This is a genomic window from Proteus genomosp. 6, assembly GCF_040139785.1.
Lineage (GTDB): Bacteria > Pseudomonadota > Gammaproteobacteria > Enterobacterales > Enterobacteriaceae > Proteus.
The window spans coordinates 13,938-28,796 of the sequence record NZ_JBEEVJ010000013.1 but is presented as its reverse complement, the minus strand read 5'-3'; the positions used below and the strand labels follow the sequence as shown (position 1 = coordinate 28,796).

13 protein-coding genes are annotated in these 14,859 nt (G+C 38.4%); 1 reads left to right on the top strand and 12 read right to left on the bottom strand.

Translation table 11 applies throughout. From position 1 onward, the window contains the following. The first annotated feature begins 321 nt into the window (after positions 1 to 321). Entirely contained in the window at positions 322 to 2,886 is a 2,565-nt protein-coding gene (gene mutS, locus ABN212_RS15205) for a DNA mismatch repair protein MutS (protein WP_198620871.1), read from the top strand. A 115-nt stretch (positions 2,887 to 3,001) separates the two neighbouring features. Here mutS and ABN212_RS15200 read toward each other — a convergent pair whose 3' ends face one another. The 12 genes from ABN212_RS15200 to cysN form a co-directional block, all read right to left on the bottom strand. After that, complete coding sequence (locus ABN212_RS15200; RefSeq protein WP_349443382.1) at positions 3,002 to 4,156, bottom strand: hypothetical protein; 1,155 nt, start codon at positions 4,154 to 4,156, stop codon at positions 3,002 to 3,004. Next, positions 4,153 to 5,412, bottom strand: coding sequence for a hypothetical protein (locus tag ABN212_RS15195; protein WP_349443381.1), 1,260 nt, complete (start codon positions 5,410 to 5,412; stop codon positions 4,153 to 4,155). The genes ABN212_RS15200 and ABN212_RS15195 overlap by 4 nt, the downstream gene beginning before the upstream one ends. Before the next feature lie 170 nt (positions 5,413 to 5,582). Beyond that, positions 5,583 to 6,566, bottom strand: coding sequence for an RNA polymerase sigma factor RpoS (gene rpoS / locus ABN212_RS15190; protein WP_023582671.1), 984 nt, complete (start codon positions 6,564 to 6,566; stop codon positions 5,583 to 5,585). Positions 6,567 to 7,253: 687 nt separating this feature from the next. Then, positions 7,254 to 8,372: a murein hydrolase activator NlpD gene (gene nlpD / locus ABN212_RS15185; RefSeq protein WP_198620874.1), complete on the bottom strand. Its 1,119-nt coding sequence runs from the start codon at positions 8,370 to 8,372 to the stop codon at positions 7,254 to 7,256. 153 nt (positions 8,373 to 8,525) lie between these two features. Next, entirely contained in the window at positions 8,526 to 9,152 is a 627-nt protein-coding gene (locus tag ABN212_RS15180; RefSeq protein ID WP_075673789.1) for a protein-L-isoaspartate(D-aspartate) O-methyltransferase, read from the bottom strand. Beyond that, a complete protein-coding gene (gene surE, locus ABN212_RS15175) occupies positions 9,146 to 9,910 on the bottom strand; it encodes a 5'/3'-nucleotidase SurE (RefSeq protein ID WP_088494730.1) in 765 nt (254 codons plus the stop codon). The genes ABN212_RS15180 and surE overlap by 7 nt, the downstream gene beginning before the upstream one ends. Further along, positions 9,888 to 10,940 (bottom strand): tRNA pseudouridine(13) synthase TruD, encoded by a 1,053-nt coding sequence (truD, locus tag ABN212_RS15170; RefSeq protein ID WP_198620875.1) that lies wholly within the window; start codon positions 10,938 to 10,940, stop codon positions 9,888 to 9,890. The genes surE and truD overlap by 23 nt, the downstream gene beginning before the upstream one ends. After that, the gene (gene ispF, locus ABN212_RS15165) at positions 10,937 to 11,422 is read right to left on the bottom strand and encodes a 2-C-methyl-D-erythritol 2,4-cyclodiphosphate synthase (RefSeq protein WP_023582677.1); all 486 of its coding nucleotides are present in this window, start codon (positions 11,420 to 11,422) and stop codon (positions 10,937 to 10,939) included. Before ispF ends, truD begins: the two co-directional genes overlap by 4 nt. Before the next feature lie 4 nt (positions 11,423 to 11,426). Next, positions 11,427 to 12,173, bottom strand: coding sequence for a 2-C-methyl-D-erythritol 4-phosphate cytidylyltransferase (gene ispD / locus ABN212_RS15160; RefSeq protein WP_196533954.1), 747 nt, complete (start codon positions 12,171 to 12,173; stop codon positions 11,427 to 11,429). A 39-nt stretch (positions 12,174 to 12,212) separates the two neighbouring features. After that, on the bottom strand, positions 12,213 to 12,503 hold the full coding sequence (gene ftsB / locus ABN212_RS15155; protein WP_196533953.1) for a cell division protein FtsB: 291 nt from the start codon (positions 12,501 to 12,503) through the stop codon (positions 12,213 to 12,215). Positions 12,504 to 12,785: 282 nt separating this feature from the next. Beyond that, positions 12,786 to 13,406, bottom strand: a complete 621-nt coding sequence (gene cysC / locus ABN212_RS15150) for an adenylyl-sulfate kinase (RefSeq protein WP_198620876.1) — start codon at positions 13,404 to 13,406, stop codon at positions 12,786 to 12,788. After that, on the bottom strand, positions 13,406 to 14,857 hold the full coding sequence (gene cysN, locus ABN212_RS15145; protein WP_349443380.1) for a sulfate adenylyltransferase subunit CysN: 1,452 nt from the start codon (positions 14,855 to 14,857) through the stop codon (positions 13,406 to 13,408). Before cysN ends, cysC begins: the two co-directional genes overlap by 1 nt. Positions 14,858 to 14,859 lie beyond the last annotated feature (2 nt).

The following is a 14,859-nucleotide window of genomic DNA, read 5'->3' as shown; positions in this document are numbered from 1 at the left end:
CCCGCGTATTTATATTTTATGTTTAAAAAAGCGTATATCTTTCCTCACTATTGCGTTAAAACATTATCTCCATCAATACTTACTATCGGATAATTAAAGAGTTTTCAGAAAAAATGTGAATTGTCATTGAGGGTTAATCAACGATATTATAGTGATTAAAATTATTTCGCTTTCGGTCTAAAAAGATATTTGTATCATTAAAACAACTGACTGAAACCTTGTGATATGATCGTGCAAAGCTTGTGAAATAGAACGAAATGCAGTGTAACAACAGATTTTCACAAATAACTCAAAATTCAATACGTTAAGACAGACAACAACATGACTGACATTCAACATTTAGACTCCCACACACCAATGATGCAGCAGTATCTTAAGCTTAAAGCAGAGCATCCTGAAATCTTACTGTTTTATCGTATGGGTGACTTTTATGAACTGTTTTTTGATGATGCTAAAAAAGCCTCTCGCTTATTAGATATTTCATTAACAAAACGAGGTCAGTCTGCGGGCCAACCTATTCCTATGGCTGGTGTTCCTCATCACGCCGTTGAGAACTATCTCGCTAAATTGGTGCAATTAGGCGAGTCTGTCGCCATTTGTGAACAAATTGGTGATCCTGCAACAAGTAAAGGTCCTGTTGAGCGCAAAGTTATTCGTATTGTTACGCCAGGTACAGTGACTGATGAAGCCTTACTTGAAGAGCGTCAAGACAACCTTTTAGCCGCAATTTGGCAAGACAAAAATGGTGCTTTTGGCTATGCAACGTTAGATATCACATCAGGTCGTTTTCGTGTTACTGAAATGCCAGATAGTGAAAGCATGATTGCCGAATTACAACGCACCCACCCAGCCGAATTGCTCTATCCAGAAACCTTTGAGTCAATGGCTCTTATTGAGCGCCAGCAAGGTCTACGCCGTCGCCCTATTTGGGAATTTGAACCAGAAACAGCAAAACAACAACTGAATCTGCAATTTGGTACTCGTGATTTAACAGGTTTTGGTGTTGAAAATGCACATTTAGCACTCTGCGCCGCTGGGTGCTTATTACAATATGTGAAAGATACACAGCGCACTGCACTCCCTCATATCCGTAGCATCACGATGGAACGCCCTCAAGATTCAATTATTTTAGATGCCGCAACTCGTCGTAATCTCGAATTAACACAAAATCTAGCAGGGGGCACTGATAACACATTGGCATCTGTACTCGACCTTTGCGTTACCCCGATGGGCAGTCGTATGCTAAAACGTTGGATACATTCGCCATTACGCCAACGTGAACAACTTATCAAACGCCAAGATGCAATTAGTGCATTACAACCGCTCTATTTTGAGTTACAGCCTTTTTTACGCCAAGTCGGTGATTTAGAACGCGTATTAGCCCGTTTAGCGTTACGATCAGCTCGTCCTCGTGATCTCTCCCGTATGCGTCATGCATTTCAGCAATATCACGATATTCATCAAGTGCTTGAACAAGCCGATATGCCTTACATTAAAGAATTACAAAAGCGCATTAGCCAGTTTGATGAATTATGTGAATTACTTGAACATGCCATTGTTGAAACACCACCTGTATTAGTACGTGACGGAGGTGTTATTGCCTCTGGTTATAATGCCGAATTAGACGAATGGCGCGCATTAGCCGATGGCGCAAGTGATTACCTTGATAAACTTGAAATTCGTGAACGTGAGAAATGGGGTATTGATACACTTAAAGTTGGCTTTAATGGTGTACATGGCTATTACATTCAAGTCAGTCGTGGGCAAAGCAATTTAGTGCCTATGCACTATGTTCGTCGTCAAACGTTGAAAAATGCTGAACGTTACATCATCCCTGAATTAAAAGAGTATGAAGACAAGGTATTAACCTCTAAAGGTAAGGCATTAGCTATCGAAAAAATGCTTTATGAAGAGATTTTTGAAAAGCTATTACCTCACCTTGCAGCATTACAAAGTAGTGCTGAGGCTTTAGCTGAAACAGATGTTCTCTCTAACCTTGCAGAACGTGCTGAATCATTAAATTATACTCGCCCAGAATTGAGTGAGAAAACAGGTATTCTGATCACTGGGGGACGTCACCCTGTTGTTGAACAAGTCCTTAGCGAACCTTTTATTTCAAATCCATTACAATTATCACCTCAACGTCGCTTACTGATAATTACAGGCCCTAATATGGGAGGGAAAAGTACTTATATGCGCCAAGCTGCATTAATTACTTTACTTGCTTATATTGGTAGCTTTGTCCCTGCTGAAAAAGCTTTAATTGGTCCAGTCGATCGTATCTTTACGCGTGTGGGTGCTTCTGATGATCTTGCTTCAGGTCGCTCTACCTTTATGGTTGAAATGACCGAAACAGCTAATATTTTGCATAATGCGACTGAAAACAGCTTGGTCTTAATGGATGAGATTGGTCGAGGTACATCCACTTATGATGGGCTATCTCTAGCTTGGGCCTGTGCTGAAAACTTAGCAAATCGAATTAAGGCAATGACACTCTTTGCAACCCACTATTTTGAATTAACCACACTGCCTGAAAAACTTGAAGGTACTGCAAACATTCACTTAGACGCAGTTGAGCATGGTGACACAATTGCCTTTATGCACAGTGTGCAAGAAGGTGCGGCAAGTAAAAGCTATGGTTTAGCTGTTGCTGCATTGGCGGGTGTTCCAAAAGAAGTTATCCGTCGAGCTAAGCAAAAATTAAAAGAGCTTGAAATGCTATCAGGCAACTCCGGCTCTGGTCATGTTGAAACATCACAGCTGATGTTATTAACAGAAGCGGAACCTTCAGAGATTGAATTAGCGTTGGATAAAATCGATCCTGATGCCCTAACACCACGACAAGCATTAGAACAACTTTATCGTTTAAAAGAGATGGCAAAATAGGCCATAAACAGTACAACATACTGATAATAAAAAAAGCTCTGTTTGATTTCACAGAGCTTTTTTATGGTTTTTTTTATAATTTATCAAACAGAGATAGTCAGAGATAAATACAACTCTACTTAATAAAAGCATGGCTATATTTCAGTCGTTCACCCAATAATAGTAAAGTATCTTCGTCGCCGTAATTATCAAACAAACGAATAAATGAAGATAAAGCAGGATTAAACATCATATCGTCATTAATTTTCTCATAAGAAGTATAATTTTTTGTTTTTAATGAGAAAACTAGCGTAGTTTGATCATCGTTACGACCTTTATTTAAAATCAAATCATCATTACTTATCATCAAATCATTTAGATATTTATAACCACTTTCATAGAAAGTTTTTAAATTTCCATCAGTTTGACGTTGAACCACAGAATAGAGATCACGAGAAGCATGTTGAGCAATAAAATAGATATCACCTTTATCATTTTGAGCAACCTCTTTAACACGCAAAGGAAGCCAGCGTGTTTTTGTTACTTCTTTATTCACTAAATTTAGCGTGATTTCTAACGTGTTTGTTGTGTAATGATGATTGTAAAAAATAACCAGAGAATCACCTGAAAGGGCATAATGAAATTGTGTAAACTCACCGAAATCCTCAGCGTAATACTGCTTCACCAGATCTTCTGTATTAACTGAATATTCCCAGCTTTCACCTTCATCTAAACTTGTCAGTATCGTCTTATTATCAACTAATACTAATTGTGATGTTGTTTGTGAAAACAGTAATTTTCCACCGATAAGCGCTAAAGGGAAGCGATAATAGCCAGCGTTAGTCTCTTGCCAAGGCATTAAATCTGCGACTGTAAACTTTGCTAAATCTATATTTTGACGCCCCTGTTCTGTAAATAATACACACTTATCAAGAACGCAATAAGCGTTATAAAAGCTACCTTGGCCTTGTGATACAAAGCGTGTGCCTTCTTTGTCAGAAAAGTACAGCGTATATTTTCTCTGATTATCTTGGCGGTGAAGTCGACCATAAATATCTACGTCATATCGCCCACTATCAGATTCAGTCTTAATTAATATCCCACTAGCAGCATAAAAAACCTTATGCCAATCATAACGAGAATAAGGATATGAAGATAACTCAGAGGCGTTTTCATTTTTCCATTGCCACTTAGAGGCAAAACCATGAAAAAGCACACCATAACAGAGCAGTAAGCTTAAAATAAATAAGCTTGTGATGATGATAAAAGGCTTACGGAAAAAAGGATTCATTGACGCAGCTCCGTAATATACAGCGGTCGCTTGTTCTCAACACATTGCTGCTGAAGTAAAAAATGGGTTTGATAACTACTATTACCTTTTTCTGAAAACAAAATATAAAGGTTTGAAAACAATGCAATTAAAAAGGCAAAGCCACTCATGATTAAACCATAGATAATACCCATTCCTAAAAAAGCATCACCAATAGAATACCAATCCCATTTATCCCAATAATTTCCATTATCATAAACATCGGAAATAGATAAACCAGCAACCATTGAGAACACAAAAATACTGACTAATGCGGTTATTAACAGCGATAAACAATATGTGCGCTGATGCCCAATATACATTTGTCCTGAAATTGAATAAGCGCCATTATCTGTATGATTATAAACCCCTAAGATAACAGGCTCTGAGTTCTTATCTTCAGCTTGCCAAAAGAACAATTCAACATCATCGCCATCAGCAAGAAACAAATTATGATCAGAATAAAATAAGCGCTCTCTATAACTTAATACAAAAGGATGTTTATTAATCAGACAGGATATTTGCATTATTACAGTCTCGCTATTGCGGGAATGTATTTGAAGTCTATTAATACTATGAATTTGTATTATTCCTCTAACTCGCTGTACTTTACTTTGCTTTATTTGAGGAAACGACTTTTTACTCAAGGTAAATGAAGGTAATGGTGCTGATTTTATTCCAGTAATAATGAGTTGCTCGCCATCTGGAGCTATCAATGCTTGCTTGGCGATGACTTTATCCAACGCCTTTATTCTCTTTCTATGTTTGGGGCTGGTGCGCTGAAAATAGCGATAAACTTTTTCTCCGATATAACTGATCCCAGCCATGACAGCACCAAATGAAATAATCATTGTGATAATGATAAAGAAATTAGGCTCTAAATAAATTAACGAGAAATAACTCCACCAGCCTCCAATCACGGTCAGAAAAAATGCAATCAATAACCATTTTTTCTGTTTTGCTGTTAGCGTGAATTTTCGTTCAGGCTCCAATCTTCCTTTTGTATCATGATAAATCCATTGCACCCAGAAACTGCCATCTTTCAGTAATTCTGCACAGATTTTAAGCTCATCACCTTGTTTTAATCGTTTAAGAAAATCTTGAGAGTTAGCAAAATCAGCTTCATTAAGATAAAAGTTTTTACCTGATGCTATTAATCTCACCATTCCCTTTGGAGAGATTTTACTTTGGCTAAAATCGCAACGCTCTAGTTTAACGTTTAAAAAATAATCTTTCATATCTTCCTTTATTACTTTCATCAGGCTGACGAGGTACAAGACTGCGCTCTTGTTTTATCGTTTTGAATCGTATAATACAAGATAAAGAAAAGCCGATTAGCAAACCCACTAATCGGCTTTGGTAATAACAATATGTCAATTAAAGCTATAAACAGAAATTGGGTGGCTAACTATGCTTTGAAAAGTGCTTCAATACATAATCCCTGACTTTGTAGAATGTCTTTTAGTCGACGTAGTCCTTCAACTTGAATTTGACGAACCCTTTCTCTTGTCAGACCAATCTCTCTACCAACATCTTCTAAAGTTTCTGCTTCATAGCCTAATAACCCGAAACGACGTGCTAATACTTCACGTTGCTTAGGATTCAATTCAAATAACCACTTTATGATATTTTCCTTGAGGTTATTATTTTGAATTGTTGCTTCCGGCCCTTCTTCATTTTCGTCAGAGATAATATCAAGTAATGCTTTATCTGAATCACCCCCAATAGGGGTATCAACAGAAGTAATACGTTCGTTTAAACGCAGCATTTTACTCACATCTTCAACTGGTTTATCCAATGTTTGTGCAATTTCTTCAACACTAGGCTCATGATCGAGTTTATGTGCTAATTCTCTTGCCGTTCTTAAATAAACATTCAGCTCTTTAACGATATGAATGGGAAGGCGGATAGTGCGGGTCTGGTTCATAATGGCACGTTCAATTGTTTGACGTATCCACCATGTCGCATAAGTTGAAAAACGGAAACCTTTTTCAGGATCGAATTTTTCAACAGCACGAATAAGACCTAAATTCCCTTCTTCAATAAGATCAAGAAGAGCAAGTCCTCGGTTTGTATAACGACGAGAAATCTTAACAACTAAACGTAGGTTACTTTCTATCATTCGTTGTCTTGAAGGAATATCACCACGTAGCGCTCTACGGGCAAAGAAAACCTCTTCTTCAGCGGTCAGCAACGGAGAATAACCAATTTCTCCTAAATAAAGCTGAGTTGCATCGAGCGCACGCTGGTTGACTCCTTCAATAAGTTCAATTTCGTCTTGAGCATCAGACTCATTTTCTGCCTCTTTTGCAGCAACTTCATCGAACTCTTCCATGTTCTCTTCAATTTCATCTGTATATAACTCGTCTACTCTTAGCGTACTTTGGCTCATCAGCTGCTCCTACCCTTGATAATTTAGGTAAACGACTCATGATTAAAGTCTGTTTACCAGTTTATCGCTGTGTCACGACACAACGGGTTTACTGATTTTCCCTTGTAACGAATTACAAAATAAAAGATAACATAATCTATTTTACTGTTAATTTTATTCTTTCTTTATTCAATATATAACTTAACTATTGAGTGCAGGTTATTAACAGTTTTTTTATTATATTTTACGTACATTTATCTATACGTAAAATTACTCTATTTGATGCGCTATTTGTGACTACTTACATCTAAAAAAACAAATAAAAACCCATAATAATAAAATAATATCCAATAATTTTTATTACGTACTATTATTTAAAAGATAATCTAATAAAGGAAATATCCACCTAAACAAGGGGTTATTTTATAGTCCATCTTTTAATAACAACGAATCTTTATTCATTTTTTATATAACAATTTTTAGCATACGCATTCATTGGTTGAGAATCAACCGTCTAATTTAACGTTATCTATAATTTTATATTGATCTCTCATTTTTAATAATCTTTTAATAAGCACTTATACTTAGATAAAATTTATTTTGTTTCAATATTTTAATTAATTACAGATAAGAAAAAGCCCTCTCCTTTTTGTAAAGGAGAGGGCTTAACTTTAGGATTATTCACTATGCGAGTAAAAAACCACTTATTTATTTCTTAGGCAAATAACTCATTGGGTTGAGTGATTTTTCTTTATAGCGGATCTCAAAGTGTAGTCGGACAGAACTGGTTCCAGAGCTACCCATTGTGGCAATTTGCTGACCCGCATTCACATTTTGCTGTTCACGCACCAAAATGGTGTCGTTATGTGCATATGCACTGAGGTATTCGTCATTATGCTTAATGATAACGAGGTTACCGTAGCCGCGTAATGCGCTACCTGCATAAACCACTTTACCCGCAGCAGTGGCAACTATTGGTGAACCTTTTGTACCACCGATATCAATACCTTTATTGCCGCCAGGCGCACTTGAGTAACTTTCAATAATATTACCTTGCGCAGGCCAAATCCACTTACCAGAAGCTGCCGTTGGTGCTGGTGTTGCAGCAGTTGTAGTATTTGTATTCGTTGTTGGTGGCGGTGTCGTTGTTTTTGGTGGTGTTGTTGCCGGTTTAGTAATCAATGGTCCCATAGCACCATTGTTTGTTGGTTTAGTGTGTGCCGTTTGAACACCAGCGCTACTTGATTGATTAATAACCGATGTATTGACATTGGTATTAGTACCCGTGTTGACCTGACGGTTACCAATATTCAACACCTGCCCTACGTTTAAGCTATAAGGTTCTGAGATGTTATTCATTGATGCTAGTTCTTTTACATCACTATCAGTTATCCAAGCGATATAGAACATAGTATCACCGCGTTTTACGGTGTACGTATTACCGTTGTAGTTTCCTTTTGGAATACTGTCGTAGTTACGGTTATACACAATGCGTCCAGAACCATCAGTGTTTACATTTTGAGCCGCAACTGACGTTTGAGAGCGAGGCTGGCTTTGAGACTGAACCACGCCTCCATTAGTCGAAGCGGAGTTCACCTTAATAGAAGGAGGAGGTGACGATTGTAAGGGGGTAGTTCTTTCAATAGGTGTCGCATTACTGCTAGTCATCACAGGTGCAGTTGATACCGTATTATTTGAAGAGCTATCATTTACAGAGGTAATTGGCGCAGGACGATAAGGTGTATCTGCACAGCCTGTTAATGCAAATCCAATTACCGAACACATGATTGCCCAGCGGACATGCTTAATTGGGCTTTCTGAATTCATACTTCCTTCTCCCTTTAAAAAGGCATTAGCATCTAGCAATTTGTCGAGTTAAACAAAAAGACTGCAATTTTTTGAAAATGTTTCATTTATTAGTGCAGATTACGACAAGCTATTAAAAAGCAGTAATAAAAAACGGTCAGATTTATCTGGAAGTTATGCTAACTCACCTGCGATTAAAGGAACAAATCTAACAGTTTCTATAGATTGATAGTGAAAATCATTACCTAAACGTCGGATAAACTTCAGTATTTGTTGTTGTTCACCAACAGGTATGATCATCCTGCCACCATCGGCTAACTGCATCAATAACTGTTGTGGTACTTCTGTTGCACACGCTGTCACTATTATGGCATTAAAAGGAGCTTTTGATGACCAACCTTCCCATCCATCACCATGACGTGTCGAGATATTATGTAAATCAAGATGTTTAAAGCGCCGTTTAGCTTGCCATTGCAATATCTTTATACGCTCAACGGAACTAACATGATGAACTAAATTTGCTAATACTGCAGTTTGATATCCCGAACCTGTACCAATTTCTAATACAGAATCGGTACTTTGTAATTCCAGTAGCGTTGTCATTTTGGCAACAATATAAGGCTGTGAAATAGTTTGCCCATTGCCAATAGGCAAAGCCGTATTTTCATAAGCCTTATGAGAAAGCGCTTCATCAATAAAAAGCTCTCTTGGTACTTTACTCATTGCTTCCAACAGGCTCTCATCCTTGATGCCATGCTGTTTTAACATTGTCAGTAAGTCTTTCATTGACCGACTTAACATGTTTTTTTGACCTCTGCTTTATTTAACCAATTTTGTAGTAAATCAAGTGCTTTATAGGCTGTTAAATCGACATGTAATGGGGTTATCGATACATAACCTTCGTCAACAGCAGCAAAATCTGTATCAGGGCCTACATCATTTTTTTCACCTGGAGGCCCAATCCAATAAAGACTATTTCCTCGAGGATCAGTATGTGTATAAACATGTTGTGAAGCATGACGACTACCACAACGTGTAATACGAAAACCTTTTACTTCATCAAGAGGAATATCAGGTACGTTAATATTGAGAATATTTCCCGCTCTTAACGGTACTTGTTGTAACATTGCCAAAACTTCACAAGTCACTTGAGCGGCGGTCTCAAAGTGCGTTTCACCATCAAGTGAAACAGCAATGGCAGGTAAACCTAAAAAACGCCCTTCTGTTGCCGCTGCAACAGTACCTGAATAAATAACATCATCACCCAAATTAGGACCATGATTAATACCAGAAACCACAATATCAGGGCGAGGACGTACTAAATGGTTTACACCAAGATAAACGCAATCTGTCGGTGTTCCCTCAACAATCGCAATATCCCCATTCTCAAGCTCTTGCTTACGTAGAGGTCTGTCAATTGTTAAAGAATTAGATGCAGCACTACGATTACGATCAGGTGCAACAATTTGTACATCATAACGCTGGCGCAATGCTTTAGCGAGAGTCTGTATCCCCTTCGCCATCACACCATCGTCATTACTCACCAATATTTTCAGCATCATCATTCCCTAATAAAATTAATTCACGTACAACGCTAGTTGCAAAGCTTCCTGCGGGTAAAAAAAATGACAGAGAAACAGTGGTGTCGTCTACCCAATTCCATGACATATTTTCTGGTAATACATTGATAGCACGTCTTGTATTATCAACGCGTTCTTGTCGAGCGAGTGACCAGAAGGCTTCATATTCTGCCAGATTTTCAGTTTCAAAATCCAATGCTTGTGATTGTGTACCTAAATCACCTTTACCCGGCAAAGGTGCCGTAATATGAACATCATGCTCTTCATAACGAGTTTGTGTTTGAGCCAATTCTGCTTCATCAACAACAAACCAGCTACCTCTTCCATGAAGCTGCATTGCATCACCGAGTATCACTTTTGAATATAAATCATATTCCAATCTTGTGCTGACAATATGATTAAACATCGCACTACGAGCTGCTGAGAGATAAAAGCTACGTTTTCCTCGTTCTTTTACGCGGATTTCGTCCGTTGCCCAACGCATGGCTTGTCGTAAATTATCACCATTACGACCGAATCGTTGAGCACCAAAGTAGTTAGGAATACCTTTTGCTTTTATTTGCACTAATCGAGTATCAACAAAATCGCGATCAGAAATTTCTCGTAACACCAATGTAAAGTGATTACCTTTTAGCGTTCCTATACGTAATTTACGTTGTTGGCGAGTCGTTTCTAGAATTTCACAACCTTCTAAAACAAGCTGACTAAAATCGGGCATCTCTTTACCCGGCATTCGCAGACAAAACCATTGTTCAGTCACTGCATTTCTATCTTTTAGACCAGCGTAACTGGCATCACGAGGATGGATACCAACAAATTTTGCTAATTTTTCAGCAACAAAAGCCGTATTACAACCTGTTTTTCTGATTTTCACCATGACATGCTCGCCTTCCCCATCAAGGGTGAAGCCAAGATCTTCACAGACAATAAAATCTTCAGGGATTGACTTTAATAAACCTGTTGCTTGTGGTTTTCCATGTAACCAATGGAGTTCGGGTAAATCACTCATTCAGGTAATGACTCTTTCATTAGTAAAACAACGGCTTCACAGGCAATGCCTTCTTTTCTACCAACAAATCCAAGCTTTTCTGTTGTGGTCGCTTTCACATTGATATCATCAACATGGCAATGAAGATCTTCTGCGATATTGACGCGCATTTGTGGTGTATGAGGTAGCATTTTTGGAGCCTGAGCAATGATCGTGACATCTAAATTACCAATTCGGTAACCTTTTGCTCTTACGCGTGAGAAGGCTTCACGAAGGAGTACACGGCTATCTGCACCTTTGTATGCAGGGTCGGTATCAGGAAACAATGTGCCAATGTCACCCATTGCCACTGCACCTAAAATAGCATCTGTCACTGCATGTAATACGACATCGCCATCAGAGTGAGCTAACAGCCCTTGTTCATAAGGAACTCTGACACCGCCAATAATAATAGGGCCTTCACCGCCAAATTTATGTACGTCGTAACCGTGTCCAATTCTCATTTTATTATGTGTTCCTTATACTGGTGATTTGGCGTGAGAGGAAAAACTCTGCAAGCGCTAAATCTTCTGGCTGAGTAACTTTAATATTATCTGCACGACCTTTAACTAATAAAGGTTCATATCCAGCAAACTCCATCGCTGAGGCTTCATCAGTGATCGTTGCTTTTTGTGAGAGTGCATTTTCTATATTTTGTTTTAATAACAATGCAGGAAAGAATTGTGGCGTTAAAGCATGCCATAGGGTTGTTCTTTCTACTGTTTGTTCAATATGGTTATCTTGTTGATGACTACGTTTCATTGTATCGCGAACAGGTGTCGCAAGAATGCCACCACAAAATTGTGGATCCATAACGTTTTCATCAATGAGTTTAATAAGATGGTCAAGATCGCCAAAATGCAGGCAAGGTCTTGCTGCATCATGAACTAACGCCCATGTATTTTCAGAAAAATGTTGAGTGACATACTCTAAACCTGACAATACAGAGTCAGCGCGTTCACCACCACCATTAACCGTAATTATTCTTTCATCTTGCGCTAAAGGTAAAGTGTGAAAATAGCTGTCATTAGGGCTGATCGCCACGATAATTTGCGTTATACGTGGATGTTTTAATAAAGCATTAATGGTATGTTCAAGAATAGTCAATCCGCCAATTTTCAAATATTGTTTTGGGCAGACTGATTGCATTCGACTTCCAATACCAGCCGCTGGAATAACGGCAACAATAGGAAGAGTTGAGTTTGTTATATTCATTATGATATTTGTATCAGGGCACACTATTAATTCAATAAATTAACGACGTGGTTGAGATTTATCGCTCACAATACGGAAAAATGTCTCATTAGGCTTTATCATTCCTAATTCACTACGAGCACGTTCTTCTAACGCTTCTTGCCCGCCATTGAGGTCATCAATCTCTGCAAATAGACGATCATTACGCTCTTTTAACTGCGTATTTTGCGCCAATGCAGATTCAACTTCTTGACTTACTTTGTTGTAATCATGGATACCATTTTTACCTAACCACAATGAATATTGTAGCCAACCAAGTAAAATCAGAAGTAAGACTGTTAATTTCCCCATTACCACCCCCAAGATTAATGGGCTAATCATCCCACAACTCAACAACAGACGCCACAAAAGTGCTGGAATATATTACATTATTATTCCTATTTTCCTCACTATAAACGTGGGTAACTTCTATAAAATTCAGACTAAGGTGTGATTTTTTCTTATTAAGATAAGGATCTATACACTGAATTCATCAGTAAATGTATGCGTGGTTGAAAATCTTAAATAGCCATAATATCTCTACACATCCCCTCCTTTTATAGGGTGTTTGTGTAGAGATAATGTAATGTCGTCCTAAAACTCACGATAGATTTGATTTTGCTGTAGGTAAGCGAGGATTTGTTGGATTAGTTCACTTATAGAAAGTGTGCCGTCTAAATGTAATTCAGGATCAATGGGCTGTTCATAAGGCGAATCTATACCTGAAAATTGTTTTATCTCTCCACGTCTTGCTTTTTGATAAAGCCCTTTCGGATCACGGGCTTCACAAATAGAAAGAGGTGTATCAACAAAGATCTCAATAAATCTTCCTTGCTCAAAGCGATCTCTAACTTGTTGTCTGTCTTTTTGGTAAGGAGAAATAAAAGCGGTTAAGACAATCAGTCCCGCATCGACCATCAATTTAGCCACTTCCCCCACACGGCGAATATTCTCATGCCTATCTTCGGCACTAAACCCAAGATCACAACATAAACCATGGCGTAAGTTATCCCCATCTAATAAATAGCTATGAATAGGCGAATGCTTTTGTGAATATTGATAAAGTGCTTGCTCTAACGCATCGGCAAGTGTGGATTTACCTGAACCAGATAACCCTGTAAACCAAAGCACACATCCTTTGTGTGCTTGTTGTGATTCGCGTTCATTTAATCCAATTTTATGAGGATGCCAAACAATATCGTTGCTTATCACCACTATTTTCCTCCAAGAAGATCTCTTGCGCCCCAATGGGGAAAGTGGCGACGGATAAGCTGATTTAACTCGACTTCAAAAGCATCATATTGCGTCATAGTTTGTATCGCGTTATCTCTCGTTTCTCGAATAAGTCCAGCGCCTACGGTGACATTGCTTAGTCGATCAATCAGTATTAATCCTCCAGTATCAGCATTAACTTGATAGTTATCCAGCACCAGAGGCTCTTCAAATGAGACTTCAACACTACCAATCGCATTTAAACTTAAGTTATCTGTGACTTGTTGGGTGAGTTTATTTACATCCACTTGATAATGAATATTTTCTATTTTGGCGCGGCTTTTTTTACCTGCAATTTTGATATCCAGAGTATGACCTTGCACTAAAGGCTGCTCTGACATCCACACCACGTCAATTAACGCATGAGTGCTAATATTGGCGGTTGTATCGTTATCATCAACGATAATATCCCCTCGACTAATATCAATTTCATCTGCCAGAACCAATGTGATTGCTTGCCCTGCTTTAGCTTGCGTTAAATCACCATCAAAAGTGACAATACGTGTAATCGTTGTATGTTTTTCTGAAGGTAATACTTTGATTTTTTGCCCTTGATAAAGCACACCTGAAGACACTGTACCGCTGTATCCTCTAAAATCTAAATCTGGACGATTCACATATTGCACAGGAAAACGCAATGCTTGCGGATCTGAACCCAATTTAACCGGTGCATCCTCTAATAATGAAAGTAGCGTTTTTCCTTGATACCAAAGCATATTCAATGAGGGAGAAACCACATTGTCACCATCAAGGGCGGAAATAGGGACAAATTCAATAGTAAGATCTGTTGGGAGTTGATCGGCAAATTTAAGATAATCTTGCAGGATCGAATCAAAGGTCGCTTGCTGATAATCCACCAGATCCATTTTATTGATCGCTACGATTAAATGACGGATCCCAAGGAGTGTGCTGATAAAACTGTGTCGCCGTGTTTGTTCTTGTACGCCTTTTCGAGCATCGATCAACAGAATAGAAAGTGAACTTGTTGATGCTCCTGTCGCCATATTGCGAGTATATTGAGCATGCCCAGGCGTATCAGCAATAATAAACTTACGTTTTGACGTTGAAAAATAGCGGTAAGCAACATCAATCGTGATCCCCTGCTCTCTTTCTGCGGCTAATCCATCCACCAGCAAAGCAAGATCGAGCTTTTCACCTTGAGTACCGATCTTTTTACTTTCATTTTGTAATGTAGAAAGCTGATCCTCGTAGATCTGCCTTGTGTCATGAAGTAAACGTCCTATTAATGTACTTTTTCCATCATCAACATTTCCACAGGTTAGAAATCGCAGTAATCCTTTATTCTGTTGAGCCTTAAGATAGCGATCTACACCGCCTTGTTGTGCGATTTCACCCGCGACAAGTTGATTCGTTTTTATGGCTAAAAGTCCCATAT

Excerpts from the sequence above, each read along its gene's own strand:
- ftsB (WP_196533953.1), bottom strand. The coding sequence starts at position 12,503 with ATGGGGAAATTAACAGTCTTACTTCTGATTTTACTTGGTTGGCTACAA.
- rpoS (WP_023582671.1), bottom strand. The coding sequence starts at position 6,566 with ATGAGCCAAAGTACGCTAAGAGTAGACGAGTTATATACAGATGAAATT.
- mutS (WP_198620871.1), top strand. The coding sequence starts at position 322 with ATGACTGACATTCAACATTTAGACTCCCACACACCAATGATGCAGCAG.
- ABN212_RS15200 (WP_349443382.1), bottom strand. The coding sequence starts at position 4,156 with ATGAATCCTTTTTTCCGTAAGCCTTTTATCATCATCACAAGCTTATTT.
- ABN212_RS15195 (WP_349443381.1), bottom strand. The coding sequence starts at position 5,412 with ATGAAAGATTATTTTTTAAACGTTAAACTAGAGCGTTGCGATTTTAGC.
- ispD (WP_196533954.1), bottom strand. The coding sequence starts at position 12,173 with ATGAATATAACAAACTCAACTCTTCCTATTGTTGCCGTTATTCCAGCG.
- cysN (WP_349443380.1), bottom strand. The coding sequence starts at position 14,857 with ATGGGACTTTTAGCCATAAAAACGAATCAACTTGTCGCGGGTGAAATC.
- surE (WP_088494730.1), bottom strand. The coding sequence starts at position 9,910 with ATGCTGAAAATATTGGTGAGTAATGACGATGGTGTGATGGCGAAGGGG.
- truD (WP_198620875.1), bottom strand. The coding sequence starts at position 10,940 with ATGAGTGATTTACCCGAACTCCATTGGTTACATGGAAAACCACAAGCA.
- ispF (WP_023582677.1), bottom strand. The coding sequence starts at position 11,422 with ATGAGAATTGGACACGGTTACGACGTACATAAATTTGGCGGTGAAGGC.
- nlpD (WP_198620874.1), bottom strand. The coding sequence starts at position 8,372 with ATGAATTCAGAAAGCCCAATTAAGCATGTCCGCTGGGCAATCATGTGT.
- ABN212_RS15180 (WP_075673789.1), bottom strand. The coding sequence starts at position 9,152 with ATGTTAAGTCGGTCAATGAAAGACTTACTGACAATGTTAAAACAGCAT.